The organism is Bdellovibrio sp. HM001 (assembly GCF_055397275.1).
The window spans coordinates 91,197-105,939 of record NZ_AP029174.1 but is presented as its reverse complement, the minus strand read 5'-3'; the positions used below and the strand labels follow the sequence as shown (position 1 = coordinate 105,939).

15 protein-coding genes and 3 tRNA genes are annotated in these 14,743 nt (G+C 47.3%); 2 read left to right on the top strand and 16 right to left on the bottom strand.

Annotated elements, in window-relative coordinates; all coding sequences use genetic code 11:
* Nucleotides 1-90: 90 nt before the first annotated feature.
* The 8 genes from groL to ACZ5ZZ_RS00505 form a co-directional block, all read right to left on the bottom strand.
* Nucleotides 91-1,731: a chaperonin GroEL gene (gene groL, locus ACZ5ZZ_RS00540; RefSeq protein WP_464119386.1), complete on the bottom strand. Its 1,641-nt coding sequence runs from the start codon at nt 1,729-1,731 to the stop codon at nt 91-93.
* A 61-nt stretch (nt 1,732-1,792) separates the two neighbouring features.
* Nucleotides 1,793-2,080, bottom strand: coding sequence for a co-chaperone GroES (gene groES, locus ACZ5ZZ_RS00535; protein WP_316963679.1), 288 nt, complete (start codon nt 2,078-2,080; stop codon nt 1,793-1,795).
* Between the two features lie 159 nt (nt 2,081-2,239).
* Nucleotides 2,240-2,749 (bottom strand): hypothetical protein, encoded by a 510-nt coding sequence (locus ACZ5ZZ_RS00530; RefSeq protein ID WP_464119384.1) that lies wholly within the window; start codon nt 2,747-2,749, stop codon nt 2,240-2,242.
* Between the two features lie 190 nt (nt 2,750-2,939).
* Nucleotides 2,940-4,049, bottom strand: coding sequence for a hypothetical protein (locus tag ACZ5ZZ_RS00525; protein ID WP_464140779.1), 1,110 nt, complete (start codon nt 4,047-4,049; stop codon nt 2,940-2,942).
* A gap of 190 nt (nt 4,050-4,239) precedes the next feature.
* Nucleotides 4,240-4,315, bottom strand: a tRNA-Asn gene (locus ACZ5ZZ_RS00520).
* A 57-nt stretch (nt 4,316-4,372) separates the two neighbouring features.
* On the bottom strand, nt 4,373-4,828 hold the full coding sequence (locus ACZ5ZZ_RS00515) for a hypothetical protein (protein WP_464140777.1): 456 nt from the start codon (nt 4,826-4,828) through the stop codon (nt 4,373-4,375).
* Between the two features lie 51 nt (nt 4,829-4,879).
* On the bottom strand, nt 4,880-5,395 hold the full coding sequence (locus ACZ5ZZ_RS00510; RefSeq protein WP_464119292.1) for a helix-turn-helix transcriptional regulator: 516 nt from the start codon (nt 5,393-5,395) through the stop codon (nt 4,880-4,882).
* A 24-nt stretch (nt 5,396-5,419) separates the two neighbouring features.
* On the bottom strand, nt 5,420-6,127 hold the full coding sequence (locus ACZ5ZZ_RS00505; RefSeq protein WP_464119291.1) for a cytochrome b/b6 domain-containing protein: 708 nt from the start codon (nt 6,125-6,127) through the stop codon (nt 5,420-5,422).
* 195 nt (nt 6,128-6,322) lie between these two features.
* Between ACZ5ZZ_RS00505 and ACZ5ZZ_RS00500 the strand changes: the two genes are divergently transcribed.
* Complete coding sequence (locus ACZ5ZZ_RS00500; RefSeq protein ID WP_464119290.1) at nt 6,323-6,580, top strand: PepSY domain-containing protein; 258 nt, start codon at nt 6,323-6,325, stop codon at nt 6,578-6,580.
* 87 nt (nt 6,581-6,667) lie between these two features.
* Here the strand turns inward: ACZ5ZZ_RS00500 and ACZ5ZZ_RS00495 are convergent.
* Nucleotides 6,668-6,744: transfer RNA gene (locus ACZ5ZZ_RS00495), tRNA-Arg, on the bottom strand.
* A gap of 143 nt (nt 6,745-6,887) precedes the next feature.
* Between ACZ5ZZ_RS00495 and ACZ5ZZ_RS00490 the strand changes: the two genes are divergently transcribed.
* A tRNA-Ser gene (locus ACZ5ZZ_RS00490) sits at nt 6,888-6,980 on the top strand.
* A 37-nt stretch (nt 6,981-7,017) separates the two neighbouring features.
* Here the strand turns inward: ACZ5ZZ_RS00490 and ACZ5ZZ_RS00485 are convergent.
* From ACZ5ZZ_RS00485 to ACZ5ZZ_RS00455, 7 genes are all read right to left on the bottom strand, one after another.
* Nucleotides 7,018-8,007, bottom strand: a complete 990-nt coding sequence (locus ACZ5ZZ_RS00485) for a hypothetical protein (protein WP_464140776.1) — start codon at nt 8,005-8,007, stop codon at nt 7,018-7,020.
* 50 nt (nt 8,008-8,057) lie between these two features.
* Complete coding sequence (gene queF, locus ACZ5ZZ_RS00480; RefSeq protein WP_464119278.1) at nt 8,058-8,570, bottom strand: preQ(1) synthase; 513 nt, start codon at nt 8,568-8,570, stop codon at nt 8,058-8,060.
* Nucleotides 8,571-8,611: 41 nt separating this feature from the next.
* Complete coding sequence (locus tag ACZ5ZZ_RS00475) at nt 8,612-9,100, bottom strand: hypothetical protein (RefSeq protein ID WP_464119276.1); 489 nt, start codon at nt 9,098-9,100, stop codon at nt 8,612-8,614.
* A complete protein-coding gene (locus ACZ5ZZ_RS00470) occupies nt 9,097-10,428 on the bottom strand; it encodes a hypothetical protein (RefSeq protein WP_464140775.1) in 1,332 nt (443 codons plus the stop codon). The genes ACZ5ZZ_RS00475 and ACZ5ZZ_RS00470 overlap by 4 nt, the downstream gene beginning before the upstream one ends.
* Complete coding sequence (locus ACZ5ZZ_RS00465) at nt 10,418-12,283, bottom strand: hypothetical protein (protein ID WP_464140773.1); 1,866 nt, start codon at nt 12,281-12,283, stop codon at nt 10,418-10,420. The genes ACZ5ZZ_RS00470 and ACZ5ZZ_RS00465 overlap by 11 nt, the downstream gene beginning before the upstream one ends.
* Before the next feature lie 231 nt (nt 12,284-12,514).
* Entirely contained in the window at nt 12,515-12,982 is a 468-nt protein-coding gene (locus ACZ5ZZ_RS00460) for a nucleoside deaminase (RefSeq protein ID WP_464132708.1), read from the bottom strand.
* A 164-nt stretch (nt 12,983-13,146) separates the two neighbouring features.
* Nucleotides 13,147-14,601, bottom strand: coding sequence for a DUF6531 domain-containing protein (locus ACZ5ZZ_RS00455; RefSeq protein ID WP_464140771.1), 1,455 nt, complete (start codon nt 14,599-14,601; stop codon nt 13,147-13,149).
* Nucleotides 14,602-14,743: the final 142 nt, after the last annotated feature.

The following is a 14,743-nucleotide window of genomic DNA, read 5'->3' as shown; positions in this document are numbered from 1 at the left end:
CTATAAGCCCAGGCTTTTTGTTTTTTTCGTGGAACCCGCCTTCGCTGATGGCTTCGGCGGGTGTAATCGCTTAGCCGGGGGCTAAGCTGATTACATCATACCGCCCATGCCACCCATGCCGCCATGGTCAGGCATTGCAGGAGCTGCGGATTCTTTCTTAGGTGCTTCAGCGATCATGGTCTCTGTAGTCAGCATCAAAGAAGAAACGGAAGCCGCGTTAGTCAAAGCACAACGAACAACTTTAACTGGATCGATAACACCGTCTTTGATCAGGTCAGTGTATTCGTCAGAGTATGCGTTGAAGCCCCAAGTAACGGACTTGTTCTGAAGGATACGATCCAAAACGATCGCGCCATCCAAACCAGCGTTCGCCGCGATTTGACGGATAGGCTCTTCACAAGCACGTTTGATGATAGTCGCGCCGAATTGTTCTTCTTCAGCGAACTTGGATTTGTCGATTTTTGTAGAAGCGCGAAGCAAAGCAGTACCACCACCAGCTACGATACCTTCTTCAACCGCTGCGCGAGTCGCGTTCAAAGCGTCTTCTACGCGGTGTTTTTTCTCTTTCATTTCAACTTCAGAAGGAGCACCAACGTGGATAACAGCTACGCCGCCAGCCAATTTAGCCAAACGCTCTTTCAGTTTTTCTTTGTCGTAGTCAGAAGAAGTCTCTTCGATTTGAGCTTTGATCTGAGCAACACGGCCATTGATGTCGTTCTTTTTACCAGCGCCATCGATGATTGTTGTGTTGTCTTTATCTACAACGATGCGTTTTGCGATACCCAGGTCAGCAACAGTTGCCGCCTCAAGTTTCAAACCAACATCTTCAGAGATCACTTTCGCGCCAGTCAGGATCGCGATGTCTTCAAGCATAGCTTTACGACGGTCACCGAAGCCTGGAGCTTTAACAGCAGCGATATGAAGAGTGCCGCGCAATTTATTAACAACCAAAGTTGCCAATGCTTCGCCTTCAACGTCTTCAGCGATGATCAACAACTGACGACCTTGCTTAGCAACGCCTTCAAGAATACCGATCATGTCTTTCATGGAAGAGATTTTTTTGTCGTAAACAAGAACGTAAGCGTTCTCAAGAACTGCTTCCATTCTTTCTGCGTTAGTTACGAAGTATGGAGACAGGTAACCACGGTCGAATTGCATACCTTCAACTACAGTCACTTCCGTTTTTGCAGTTTTGGATTCTTCGATAGTGATAACGCCTTCACGGCCTACTTTATCCATAGCATCTGCCAACATCTGACCGATTTCTTTGTCATTGTTTGCAGAAATAGCACCAACTTGAGCTACTTCGTTGGAACCTTTTACTGGTTTGGACATGGATTTCAATTCGTCGATAACGATTGCTACTGCTTTATCGATACCACGCTTGATGGACATTGGGTTGTGACCAGCGGAAACAAGTTTCGCGCCTTCACGGTAGATCGCTTGAGCCAAAACTGTTGCAGTTGTTGTACCGTCACCAGCTTCATCGTTGGTTTTGGAAGCAACTTCCTTAACCATCTGAGCGCCCATGTTTTCGAATTTGTTTTCAAGTTCGATTTCTTTCGCAACAGTCACACCGTCTTTAGTGATCAGTGGAGAGCCGAAAGATTTATCGATAACAACGTTGCGACCTTTAGGTCCCAAAGTTACTTTTACTGCGTTCGCCAAAGTGTTCACACCTTTAAGGATGTGTGTACGAGCGTCTTCTGAGAATGTAATTACCTTACTCATGATTTTCTCCGTTCAAATCTGATTCACTCCAGCTTTGCTGGAGTAGACATTAAAAATAAAATTAGTTGAATACGCCCAGGATGTCTTCTTCGCGCATCATTAGATATTCAGCGCCATCCAGTTTCAATTCTGTTCCAGCGTATTTGCCGAAAAGAACTTTATCGCCAACTTTAACTTCCAAAGGCAAAACTTTGCCATCTTCAGTCACGCGACCTTTACCTGTAGCGATGATTTCACCTTTTTGTGGTTTTTCTTTTGCAGTGTCAGGAATGAAAAGACCGCCAGCGGTTTTTTCTTCTTCCGCCATTCTGCGAACTAGAATTCTGTCATGAAGTGGACGAACGCCAATTTCGTTCTTAGCCATACTATGCCTCCGTTTTAAGTAAATCTAACGAAAGCTAATATGAATCGCCTCTGAAAAGAGTCAAGGTCGGGTGCTGCAAAAACTTGCTCACATCTCAATGACGCACCCTTTAAAGATTATAATTTTATAAGAATTTCCGCAGGCTTATTTAATGCCGTCTTTTGACAAGTTATTCGCGCTCACAGGCAGATCTGCCGACTGCGCCCCAAAAACAGAGTTCGCATAGGCCGTCATCAGCTCCGCCACCTCTTCCGGGGACAGCTTGCCAGCCACTTCATTAAAGGCCGTCTTTTTATCCTGAATCTTGGTAAGGTAACCCACGAAGTAGTCCGTCACGGACAGGTCTTTGGCAACTTCCAGATCATAGATTTCTTCACGAAGTTCCCTTTCCAACTTTTCCACGGACATATCCTGAGTCGAAACTGCCTCCAGCCCCGCTTTATGGGCCATGTTAGGATCGGTCCCGTTTGCCAAACTGCGACCCACGGATTTTTTAAGATCGATCTGCGCCTTCAAAGTCATGACCTTGCTTTGCGCGGCCTGAACTCGTTCCGTTTTCCATTCACGATAGCTCTTAACCTCGGCGCCCGCTTTCATGGTGAAAGCTGTAAAGCCCCAAAAGGCGATCAGTGGGAGATATTTAATAAGGCGCATGGGTCCTCCAGCAGACGTCCGATAATTCCAAAGTCCCCTTATTACAAAGGGTGTGCCCGCTGGAAGATGGCTCATTTGCAATATAAGCGATTTGAACCCCGAATTATGGCCCAATTGGGTCACTTTGAGACAAATAAGGCTTTACAGGAAATTGATACAAAAAGACCCCGAAAAAAGGCTCCCCATGGATTTACAGCGCCTTGGAAAACTTAAGAAGGTCTCTTTGCAAGGTCTGCGCTTTTTTATCAACAGACTTAGAGAAGTTCGGATTCGCCATTCTGAAAACCACAACTGCCATGATAAAGCCGGACTTGTCTTTATAACTCTGAGCCAGCTCACGCTTGGCCTTCAGCAGCTCCTCATCTTTCTGCAGGGTCGCGATCAGCTCGTTGGCTTTTGTTTCTTTCAGAAGGTCTTTGGCCGACTTCACACCCTGATCACGCAGCTTCAACTCCTCAAAGAAGGACTTCAGATACTTTGTTTCCTGCTCAGTGACAGCTTTCCCCACCGCTACAGCCGGGCCCTTCGCGCCTTTGATGTAATCCACCACCGCGGCTACGGGTTTAGCACCCTCGCCCCAGTCAAAACTTCCATAACCTTCCGGATACAAAAGCTGGATCAGACCAAAGAATCCGACCAGGGGTTTTTCCTGGGCGCTTTCTTCAAGTTCTTCCCTGTTGAATTCAAACTTTCCCGATTTTAGTTCTGGCAACAGCAAGGCGCTGGTCAGAGCCATTTCAAATCGGAAGCCTTTTTCCAAAAAGGCCGAGGCACTCCATCCCTGGATCTGACGCTTAAGTTCGGCAAGTTTTGTGCGATCATCGTCGCTCATGTTTTCCTTGGAAAGTTTTGCCATTTCCGCCAGCGTTTCCTTGAGCATCTGCATACCGATCTGACCTGCGATCACCGGCATTTCACAATTGCCAAAGTTCCACCAAAGATTCGCCAGCTTCAGACTTTGTTCCCAGGATTTTGCAGCCACGGCATCATGATTTAGCTTTTTCGCTGTCTCTAACAGGCCCGTCATTGGCAGCAATCCCGAGGGGGCTGTCGCATGGAACGCTGAGCAGGTGACAAAGTCCCCTTCATTCGCCAGCGCCAGCAACGCTTGCGCGGGATTTTCAGTGGACAGGGCCTTTTCCATGCGCAGATAAAGATCCTTGTCATGAGTGGCAGGAATTTCAAATTTTGCAGCTCTGGTCAGATGAGAATTAATACCTGCCACAGAGTCCTGAAAAGATGGGGTCGAAGCAATAACTTGGACGGGAAGAATCAAGGCACTGAAAATCCAAAACCTCATGACAACTCCTTTTCAGAGTTTCATGCTATCGACTTCCGTTTTGTTGCTCAAAGTGCAATTTGCAGGAGGTCCAGCTGACTTGGGTGGCAAAATCGGGGACACAGTGGATGATCAGATTCTGTCAGAGGCAAAATAAAAAAACCAAGCCTTGAGGACTTGGTTTTCTTAATCACATTTATTTGAAAATAAATGGCTCAGAAGGAGGGACTCGAACCCCCGACCCAGCGGTTAACAGCCGCTTGCTCTACCGACTGAGCTACTTCTGAACTCGGTGAAGGGCTAAATTAGCGGCTTTGGCCCATTCTTGTCAAACAGAAATAATCTTAAGGGGCTGCAAGCCTATCTAAAGCCTTGGAAAGCATTGGCGAACTAAAAGGCATCCCTTTAACGCGGAAAACCGGCTTTCCAGCCACCCCCTCCAGGATCACGATCTCGGATTCGGCGATCCCGTGGGCCGCCAAAACCTTTTGATAAGAGCTTTCCTCGATCCCTTCGCTGGAAAAAGCCCCCATCATGATTTCGCACACCGCGCTGACGTCAGCGGGAACCTCTAAAGTTCGGAGCAGAGTGCCCTCGTTTGTGAATACATCCACTTTGGTGGTCTTTTCCGGACACCAGTTATAAGGGCGATAGTCGCTGCCAATCAAAAGGCCCAAGGCGCTTTGCGGATCCGAAAGTTTATCGGCCACATCCCCGGTGTTAAGGGCCCGAATCGCATATAGAACCCCGACCAAGGCAATCAGCATCATTGATATTTTTAGAAAAAATGAGATTTTCATCGCTCAAATTTAACTCGGCGAGTTGAAACTAGCTAGCTATAACATGGGAGGCTATTGCACGGATTGTGGCTGAAGCAGGTCTTCCAGAAAGAAGGCCGCCAGTTCCGACCGTCCTGCCAGGCCTGACTTGGAATAGATCGCAATCGACTGAACGCGCGCCGTTTTTTCGGTGGTATGGCGGATCTCGGCGATCTCTTTGAGCGAAAGCCCTTTTAGTAACAACAAAGCCACTTCTTTTTCGGCCTGAGACAGATTCCACTTGGAAAGCTGCAGATCAATGGATTTAGAAAGACCTTCGATATATTTCTGAGCTTCTGTTTTCCAGTCCTGGGCTTCTTGTTTAAGTTTGGCATTTTCACTTAATGAGTCCGACAGTTTGTGCTGCAGATTGAACGAGTCCTTCAGGACATAAAAAATCCCAAACAGGGCCGCCAACCCGGCCCCGCCTTCAACCAGAACATGCCAAACCGCCACACCTTCCTGGGAATCTGTGACTAAATCAATGGCGACCATCAGGGCCACTGTGGCAAGCACAACAATAAGGACTGCACGCTCTTTGTGGTTCATGATTGCATCCTATAAGGAAACTTCTCAGTCGTCATCACCCTCGTACTGTGTTTCAGCCTCACCCATCTGCAGCGTTTGACCAAACAAAGATAGAGTCCGCTTCTGAGAGTCGAAGTTTTTAGCCAGATACAATCCGCCTGAGACCACCAGGGCCAGCAACAACACCGCGGCGAATCCACGCGAGGACGGAATGGCTTCGCCGGATTCATCCAGCTCTTTTTTCCCGTCGATCATGCTCAGCGCAATTCCATCTTGATGACGGAGCGAGTGCAAAACCACACCAGCCACATGCAGTGCCGCCACCACGATGAAGGTGTTGGCCATAAACTCATGAATGTCCTCGAAGGTTTCCTTGCTGCCAGTGCTCATAAGATAACCGGTGATGGCCAACCCCAGCGCCAAAACAAACATGGTCACGGCCGCCCAGCTTGAAGCCGGGTTGTGTCCCGACCAACGTTTTTTGGATCCTGACAGAATACCCCAGAAATAATCTTTCAGATCAAGAGGGTTCAGGCTAAAGCCCGTGAATTTAGCGTGTTTTGATCCGACAACACCCCAAAGCAGTCTCCACACCACCAGGCCCCCCAATAGCAAGCCCGCCAGCATGTGATAACTAAAGGTCACAGCCTCGTCATCGACAGTCTTAGCTATGATAAATGACATCAAAAATAAGCCAGAAAACAACCAGTGGAAAAGTCGCGTGGGCAGATCATAGATTAAAGCTGATCTCATTTTGAACCTCCTAAAGGAAATAGTGCCTTTGACACCTCTAAACTCGTCTCTTTTGCAGGCTACGTCCATTGGGCAAAAGGTCTATTGTGCCTTTAATCAAGCACTTAGGCCTTTCAGACCATTCCCAATTTTCAAATAATAGCGATACTGAGTCCAAGTGATTGGGAATAATCCCAGCTCAAAAGGAGAAAAAACATGAAACATCTTATTCTAACCCTGCTACTCGTGAGCGCTGCTTCCTCTGCCTATGCCAAGAAAGAGTGCACGACGGAACCTAAAGAAAAATGGATGACCGAAGAGGCCTTTAAGAAAAAGGTCGAGGCCGAGGGCTACAAGATTTCAAAATTCAAACAACCCGGCACATGCTACGAAATCTATGGCACCAATAAAGACGGCAAAAAGGTAGAGATCTACTTCAACCCCGTGGATGGATCGATCGTGAAATCAAAATAGCCGAAAAACGAACGGTCTTAGCGAGGCTGGGTAGAAATTGCGCTACGCATTAAATAATCATGTCAGGGGAATTGAAAAGAGAAAAAATGGTGCACTCGAGAGGATTCGAACCTCTGACCACATGATTCGTAGTCATGTACTCTATCCAGCTGAGCTACGAGTGCACTGTGAAAGAGAAGTATAGATAGACTGCGGCCAGGGAAAAATCAAGCATTCTTGATAAAATTACAAAAATGGTCCGGCCAAGTCCTTGATTAAAGCACCCGGCTATGGCACTTTGAATCCTCAGTCGAAATAAACCGACCGCGGAAAGGTGGGTGAGTGGCTGAAACCAAGCGTTTGCTAAACGCTCGTACACTCAAAAGGTGTACCGCGGGTTCAAATCCCGCCCTTTCCGCCATTTTATTCCCATAAAATTTGTCTCTTAGGCGCTTGTACTATCTATCAAGCTTCGAAAATAGGGTCTTCAGCAACGCTGTCGTTAGTTGATCCTTGCTGTGCTGTTCGAACGGGATATTTACAACCGTTTCGCCGTGGTCTACGCCCTCTAGGCGAATGAAGTCGGCGGAACCAATTTTAGAGCTTTCAAACGGAACCATGCCATCGCTGGAGTCATAGGGCCCCTTGAAAGACGTGCGGATCACACATTGACCCAGAACAACTTTAAAGCAGCCTGTCGCGATGATATTGACGGCCGGAGTGAACAAACTGCTGTGGCCATTCACGACGCCCCCAACGGTGATTATCGGAACTCGTTGAGTCAACTCCTGAATAATCATTCGGTTTTCAGTCATAAACTGTCTGCGAACGGCAGTGCTCAAATAATGTATGGTGTCTGGAGAGGTGTTGAAGTACGGAATGATCGGTCGCAGCCATTTATGTAAATGCAATGGCCCTTCAAAGTAAACATCAGCCACTGGGGAACCTTGAAATGGACTTTGTAAAAAAATGATTCCCGCGATCACACTTTGATGGCCGGGAAAACTCACTAACTCTTCTAGCAAGGCCAGCCCACCCAACGAATGGGTAACAAACAAAGCCCTTCTTTGCTCCGACCGCGACACGGTAAGAGCATGACGAATGTTGGCTCTGATCTCTGCAACAGACTGTGAAGAACTGGAAAGACGTTGAACCTTCAAGCCGTAATGGTTCTGAAGTAGTTTTTGCTGAGCTTCAAAATATTCCCCCGTCAAACGAGAAAACGTGATCGAGGATCGTTCATCACCATCCAGGAAGGACTCAGACAAGATACCCGGCACTAGATAGATATCATAAGCCCTAAGGCCTTCTTGCTCCTGCGCACTTAACGATGGCTGGCTCTTTAAAACAGTGTAAAAGGTGGAGGTAAGGTCGGCAGCAAAGGCACCAAGGCTCAGAGTGAGCCCGACAGCCGCAAAAAGAATGTGTATAATATACCGCTGAACCATATTGCTCACCTTGCAAGTCATGCCAAGGATGAAACTTTCCAAATTCAGCCTTAGTACAGCTTGGAAAGCTCCATGGAGTATTTGCCCGGGGCGTATTCACTCATGCGCTTTTTATACAAGTCCTGGAAGAACTTATCCTTTGCTGCGTAGTTCGCGTAAGGATAAATCGCGATGCCTCCGCGCGGAGTGAATTCACCTATAACTTCGATGTACTTCGGTTTCATCAACTTCACCAGATCATCACAGATCGTCTGCACGCAATCTTCATGGAAGTCCCCGTGGTTGCGGAAACTGAAAAGGTACAGCTTTAAAGATTTGGATTCGACCATCTTCTTGTCAGCGATGTAATTCACAAAAATCTTGGCGAAATCCGGCTGACGGGTTTTGGGGCACAACGAGGTGAACTCCGTGCACACAAAAGTCGTCCAGGCAATCTTGCCGGGATTTTTATTGTCGAAGGCTTCTAACACCTCCGGCGCATAGGTTTCTGGATACTTGGTTTGATTTTCACCCAAAGCAAAGTCGGCCAGTTCTTTTGAGTCTCTTCCAGTTTTCTTTTTCATAATGCAGCCTTTTTAGAGGAAGTTCCCCGGTTTAGCAAATCCTACTTTTTTGACTTCCCTGACTTCTTCGAGCTTGGCGTTCGAGTGCCATCACAGGATAGTTCTTTTGTGAGTATCATTCCCGAATCCAGATCCGGATGCAGAGGATCTGGCACGCGTTCTTTGATATCCTCGCGAAGGAAGCGCGCTGAATATGGCGACTCAGGGCCTAAAAGTTTTTTAACTTCCTCATCAGAAAGAAGCGACTGCACCACGCCACGAGTGTCCTTCACCGGGGCCATCATCTTCGCCTTTAAGAGCACAGCTTTGTTTTCATAAACCTGGGCCGCCGCCTCAAGATCGACCGGCAAAGACAGGGTGATTTCGCTCATCGAGCCTTCGTACAACTTCAACACAAATTTACCATCGGATTTTTTGACGACTCCGGTAATATCGTATTCACCGCATTTGAAGCTCTCTTGCGCAAAGGATTTCACAGAAAAGCCCAGCATCACAGATATTAACAAAGTTTTCCACATTCTAGATTTCATAATTTAAAGTCCCTGCATGGATTCGGTGCTTTGGATTCTTTTGAATAATGAGCGTAAAGAGCCTCGTAAATCTTTCTTTCCGCGTGGCCGACCTTTTCCGCCTTCCAGTAAAGATCATCAGCCTGCTTTGCGTAGGAGGCCGCAGCTGCCTTCCATTTTTTGAAGTCCTCTCGTTTTACAAACTTCTCATAGGCCCGAAGTTCCGCCTTGATGGCCGGAGACGGGTTGGAGGCCGCTTGTTTTTTTACTTCCTCGTAGCCGAAATCAAATTGAGTCATTGTTCCACAGTAATTCATCTTCGGCACCAGCTCGAAGCACACCTCTTGGTCGTATTTACTCTGGGCACGATGAGCTGCCAACGCCTGATTGCGGGCCGATTCATAGGTCTTAATTGCCTGCTGAAGCTGAGCCTTGGCTTGATCCACATCCGGCAGTCCCGCCAAGGCACGAATACCTGACAGTCGTCCATATGATTCCTTAATGTCTTTGAGCTCTCTTGCAAGTTTCACATACGATGCATTTGTCAGATTGCAGGCTTCCGCCTTCTTGCCTTTTTCAGCCCAGGTATCCAAGGAACTTCTTTCTCTCATGGAATCAGAAAGAAAGGCTGTGGCCTGGTAGGTTTTTCTGCCTGCCTCTGTGGAAATCTGCGGTGTCCCTGGAGACAAACCCGCCGGCGAAGATCTGGCCCCCAGAAAGGCATACTCTAAATTTCCTCCGGCCCTCAAATTGCCCGCAATCGAAGATCCCGTCGTATTATAGCCCACATTGGAAGATGCAGCCGAGATCACACATGTTTTATCTGTGCCCAACTTTAAGGTGGCCCCGGAATGGCAGCTAAAATCCATGATCGCAAGTTTGACGCCTTTTTTTTCTGCCAGATCACGAAGAGCTTTCAGACGATCCATGTTGAAAGTGCCATTTTTTGATGACACCGCATGAGTTTCAAAAGGAGGAGCCGCCTCCAGCCCATGGGTCGCCACACTGATCATCAGCTGATCACCCTTTTTCAGTTCGCCTTTTTGAATCTTCCGCTTAAACAATTCGATTTGTTTGTTCAGATTGTCGGTCGTTGCAGGGATATTTTTTCCGCCGCCGGCTTGTTTGGCCAAAGCTTCCGTTGTCTTGTGGCCACCGTTAAACACCACGGTGGGCTTCCACCCGGCGCTTTTGGAAAACGTGCCCAAGTTCTTAAGTGTCTCATCAAAGATTGTGGTTGCGCCCTCGGGTTCTCCGCCCCCGCCTAAAACCAGAATCTCTTTCTTTGCCCAAGCCGCATCTGCCAGGAACACCATTAAAGCAGCGGTATAGATCCATTTACTCAACATTACTCGCACCCACGTATTTTGCTAACCAATAGGCATAAAGATAGTCCACTCCGGATTCCTCTTCACCCTTGACATGTGAAATCTGATAACCAAAAGCCGTGTCCTTCCAGACAAAGTTGCTGGCAAAGGCCTGCAGCTCAAAGATCGGATAGTTGTAAAGCCCTTGATAGAAATAATCGATCGGGGGTTCTGGCTTCTTCAAAGCCTTCCAGAACAACCTTGGAATCGGTGACATGCACCAATCAGGTCGCAGGGAATGGTCGATGCTGACATTCAAGTTAGGACGGGGATAGGGGATCTCTCGCAAACCCCAACTTGCCTGCTTTAAGGATTCGGCAAATTTCGCATCACTGCTTTCTGAACGGAAGTTTCCTCCGCGCGTTCCATGCTTGTAAGCAAAGCCGTAAGCCACCAGTGTTTGCAGGTGTCTTTGTGCGGGCGCGTAAGTCACCCATGCATCCATCAGGCGCTCGCGCAATTGATCGCGAATTTTTGTCTGCCCCAACAGATCGGCAATCGTAATATCGGTGATATCACCCACCAGCCCTAAGTTAATCCCACTCCAGTCGGCAGATCCATGCCAATAGAAAGTGGTGTCGAAGCTAAATCCACTGAGTTTCGTTTTAGTTTTGCCATAATATCCGATGTACTGTTCTTTGAAGGCGGGATCATTGGTCAGCCATGCCGCCAACCCCAAAGCCGCCGCTTTGTTCTGTGGTTTATCCCAGACGACCTGCAGGTCAATCAGCTTGCGAGAATAAGATTTTAAATCTCGCCACAGCTCCACTTCAGATTTGGGCAGCACCAGTCCTGCCCAAAGGAATCCATGTGTGATTCCTTTGACCATGTCGTTGTTGCCACCTTCTTGCCACATCAGATGCTGGAACTTGCCTTTGCCCTGGTGCCACCTGGAATCGGGAAGTCCTTTGGCCGGATTATAGATCGCAAGCGTTCTGGCAAACTGCTGCGGATCTCCGGTTATTTCCATCAGTGTCATCAAGCCGCGTAGGGTGCGTTTGATGTTATCCAACGCCTCAACTTCTTTGGTTAGCTGATAGCGCATTGCCTGAGACCCCAGATACATTCCCGTCCACAGCGCAGCATCCCCGTGAAGATTGAAAGCAACCAAGCGCCCCTGCTCATCAATCTGGGAGGGAGTTACAATCCCGGCTTCATTGATATGAAAGTCCCGTGCATTTCGATCATAGCTGCGGGCCTTTTCTTCTAAAGTCGGTGCATAGGCGTTTCGTTTCACAACGGCTTCAGTGATGCTGATGTCGTCCACGATCTTATTGGCAACGCGAATTATATCCTTGTTGCGACGATAGAATTCAAAATCCGTTGGATCAAAGACGATAAAAGGATTTTCATCCTTGTACTCTTTTCTGTTCTTGTAAGACTTCACCAAAGGGTCTTTTTCATAGCCAATGTCTTTCTTAAAGACATTGATTACTCCACGCACAACCAGGGGAATCTTAGGGCCCTTGGCGCCGATCAGTTGCCTTTGATTCACCCAGAGAGGTTTGGATTCAAGCTCCCTTTTTGTCGTAATCCACTCGGTATAGCTTGAAACTTTCTTATCCGCATAGGACGTCGCCAGCCCATTGGGGGTGACGGTGTAACGGGACACCACATTAATAGTATTGCTGAAGTCCGAAGGATCCCGCTTCAGGTCGCCCAAACGAGTGATGAAGTCGGCTTGCTTCAGATCATAAGAGATCGTCAGACTTTCGCCTGTGGCAACGGCTTTTCCAGTCCAGACTTCCTGAACTTTCAAGCCATCGAAGAAATAGTTGATATAGGTGACCATTCGGACAACGTCGTAGGTCCCGTCGTGAGACTTACGCAGTTCCAACTCTCCATTGTACGGACCCCGCGTAGACGAGGTGCCTTGTAAAAACCAAATACCCTCCATCCCCCCATTAGCTTGTAATGAGGCGATATCTCTAGGGATTTGTTTTTCCTTATGCTGACAAGATACGGCGGAAAAAACGCTCAAAAACAGAAAAAGGAATGAAAGTGCTTTCATTCCTTTATTCTCTCTAAGAAGACTTCCGGGCAGGAGTCCTGAACTATTTCTTGGGCTTTAGTAGGGGATTTTGTCGGACTTGCTGTCCCACTCTTTAAAGACCTCAAGGGCTTCCGCATGAGCACATTGGATCATGGGAACTTTACGGTCTTTAATATCTTTAGGGATTTCCTGATAAAGGAAGTCATCGTCAAAATTGATCTCGGCTGCGTCTTTACGTGTATTTCCATAGTAAATCTTAGAAATACGCGCCCAGTAAATTGCTGATAAGCACATCGGGCAAGGTTCGCAGCTAGTATAAATCTCAGCACCCGCCAGTTCAAAGCTATTGCTTTTCGCACAGGCATCGCGAATCGCAGATACTTCTGCATGGGCTGTGGGATCGTTAGAGGAAGTGACCTTATTCCAGCCTTCGCCAATAATCTTTCCATCCTTAACAATAACTGCCCCAAAAGGGCCGCCCGCACCCGCGTGCATATTGTTCCTGGAAAGTTCGATGGCTCTTAACATAAATTCTTTGTTCATAGGTCGACGAATTTATGGGGCCGCATGAACTTAGTCAAGTTGAGGTTGGGGGCTTCAGGTCAATATAATCCTCATACGAGGGTGCGACCGAGCCCCCGAAAATCAAAGGGGGGCTCATGAAAATTGCGTTCCAAAGGTGAATCCGACAACTCAGATACCTTTATTTAGTATGAGGGAATCGTCAGTCTTTGCATTCTATGGAAGTCGATATAAGTCTCAACCGCTGCAATCTCTTGAGCCGTGGCTGGGACCTCATAAATACTCACCGGCAACGTCTTGCCACCAAACTTAACGCCCGTTACTTCGTTGTCTGAGCCGTACACCAATTCCACCGCAACTCCGGGGCGTTGTACTTGCGTCAGAACATCGTCTTCTGACCACTTAAATTCAATTTTTGTTTTGTCAGGTTTTAGCGCAAAGATAAGTCGATCATTTCCGTCATAGCCAAAAGAATAAGCTTCCAGCGATGCTACTTTGCCCAGAACCACCAATTCAATCTCTGCCTTCACCACCAAGTCCCGAGTATCCCCAGTCTTGTAGCTATAACGTCTGACCTCAAAAGGGTTCTCTACAGAAATAATATGACCTTTGGAGTTTCTTTTGATTGTTGTGGCGATTTGATTTTCTCCGCGATGTTCCACAACCTTGACCACATTGTCGCCCTCATAGACGTATTCTCGCTTCACGCCGCTTTCATCATAGTCTGCGGCAACGATGCGGCTGTTATCCAATGCGTAGGTGTAAGCATAGGCGCGCTCAATCTTGACCCCATCAGGACAGTCCTTCTTCACAGTCACGGCATAACGAGGCGGCTTTCGAGAGTTGTCCAATTTATAAGAATAAAATTCTTTGCAGATCTCCGTTCCGCTGACAGATTGAACCCAATCACTATTATTATAAGATATCGTGACAGACTTTTCTCCTGGCCATTTTGCGCCAATCATATTGTGTTTTTTGTCGTACTCATATGTATAAGTGTTACCCCAGGCGTTCTTCGCTTCGACAAGATTATCGGCGACATAAGAGTACTGCCCAATGGTCACCGGCTTGATATCTTTGCCTTTGGCGTTGAGCTGGAATTGGATAAGGGAAATATTTCCCTGGGAATTTGAAAGTATGCTGACCAAGCGCCCACCGCTGTCAGTAATCTCGGAAGGGACACCTTTACTATTATACTTTACCTGAATGAAGAGCTTTCCCTTGCGGATTTCGACAAGAGCTCCTTCAGAATTAAAGGTCTCTATAGTTCCATCGGGCAAAGTTCGTTTGTAGACTGAGTCCACCTTTTTAACTATTCCATCAGACGCCAGGGCCCCTTTAAACTGTGAACCTTCGGCTTTAAATACGGCCACACGTCCATCACCACAGTAGTTTATCTCAAGAAGATCTTCGCTTCTCTTCAGGTTTGTTTCTAAGCCTGTGCACCAGCCATAACCAAACCACCCACGATGATTGGAGCGGCTATGATAAGTCCTGACAAGACTTAGCCTAAGATCCATCCCACGCCCTTCGAAGTCAGTCCATGAATGCACGAAAGAACCGGTGGACGTATCGACAACTGCGGACGCTGAACAGGTTACAATAAGAACAAAAACAAAAGCGAAAAATCTAAACATCATCAATCCTTTGATGTTTAGATTATCACCTCAGTAAATTGGTCCTGCCAAAAGTTTTTTTTAGACACCGACCGAGGTATGAATATATTCTAGTTTACATAAGGTGGTTAAAAATGTGTCGACTTCTGCTTGCTCTTTTAATTCT

Bases quoted from the DNA above. Each gene is read 5' to 3' on its own strand.
- ACZ5ZZ_RS00510 (WP_464119292.1), bottom strand. From the start codon at position 5,395: ATGAACCACAAAGAGCGTGCAGTCCTTATTGTTGTGCTTGCCACAGTG.
- ACZ5ZZ_RS00485 (WP_464140776.1), bottom strand. From the start codon at position 8,007: ATGGTTCAGCGGTATATTATACACATTCTTTTTGCGGCTGTCGGGCTC.
- ACZ5ZZ_RS00455 (WP_464140771.1), bottom strand. From the start codon at position 14,601: ATGATGTTTAGATTTTTCGCTTTTGTTTTTGTTCTTATTGTAACCTGT.
- ACZ5ZZ_RS00460 (WP_464132708.1), bottom strand. From the start codon at position 12,982: ATGAACAAAGAATTTATGTTAAGAGCCATCGAACTTTCCAGGAACAAT.
- ACZ5ZZ_RS00505 (WP_464119291.1), bottom strand. From the start codon at position 6,127: ATGAGATCAGCTTTAATCTATGATCTGCCCACGCGACTTTTCCACTGG.
- ACZ5ZZ_RS00470 (WP_464140775.1), bottom strand. From the start codon at position 10,428: ATGTTGAGTAAATGGATCTATACCGCTGCTTTAATGGTGTTCCTGGCA.
- queF (WP_464119278.1), bottom strand. From the start codon at position 8,570: ATGAAAAAGAAAACTGGAAGAGACTCAAAAGAACTGGCCGACTTTGCT.
- ACZ5ZZ_RS00525 (WP_464140779.1), bottom strand. From the start codon at position 4,049: ATGAGGTTTTGGATTTTCAGTGCCTTGATTCTTCCCGTCCAAGTTATT.
- ACZ5ZZ_RS00475 (WP_464119276.1), bottom strand. From the start codon at position 9,100: ATGAAATCTAGAATGTGGAAAACTTTGTTAATATCTGTGATGCTGGGC.
- groL (WP_464119386.1), bottom strand. From the start codon at position 1,731: ATGAGTAAGGTAATTACATTCTCAGAAGACGCTCGTACACACATCCTT.
- ACZ5ZZ_RS00530 (WP_464119384.1), bottom strand. From the start codon at position 2,749: ATGCGCCTTATTAAATATCTCCCACTGATCGCCTTTTGGGGCTTTACA.
- ACZ5ZZ_RS00515 (WP_464140777.1), bottom strand. From the start codon at position 4,828: ATGAAAATCTCATTTTTTCTAAAAATATCAATGATGCTGATTGCCTTG.
- ACZ5ZZ_RS00500 (WP_464119290.1), top strand. From the start codon at position 6,323: ATGAAACATCTTATTCTAACCCTGCTACTCGTGAGCGCTGCTTCCTCT.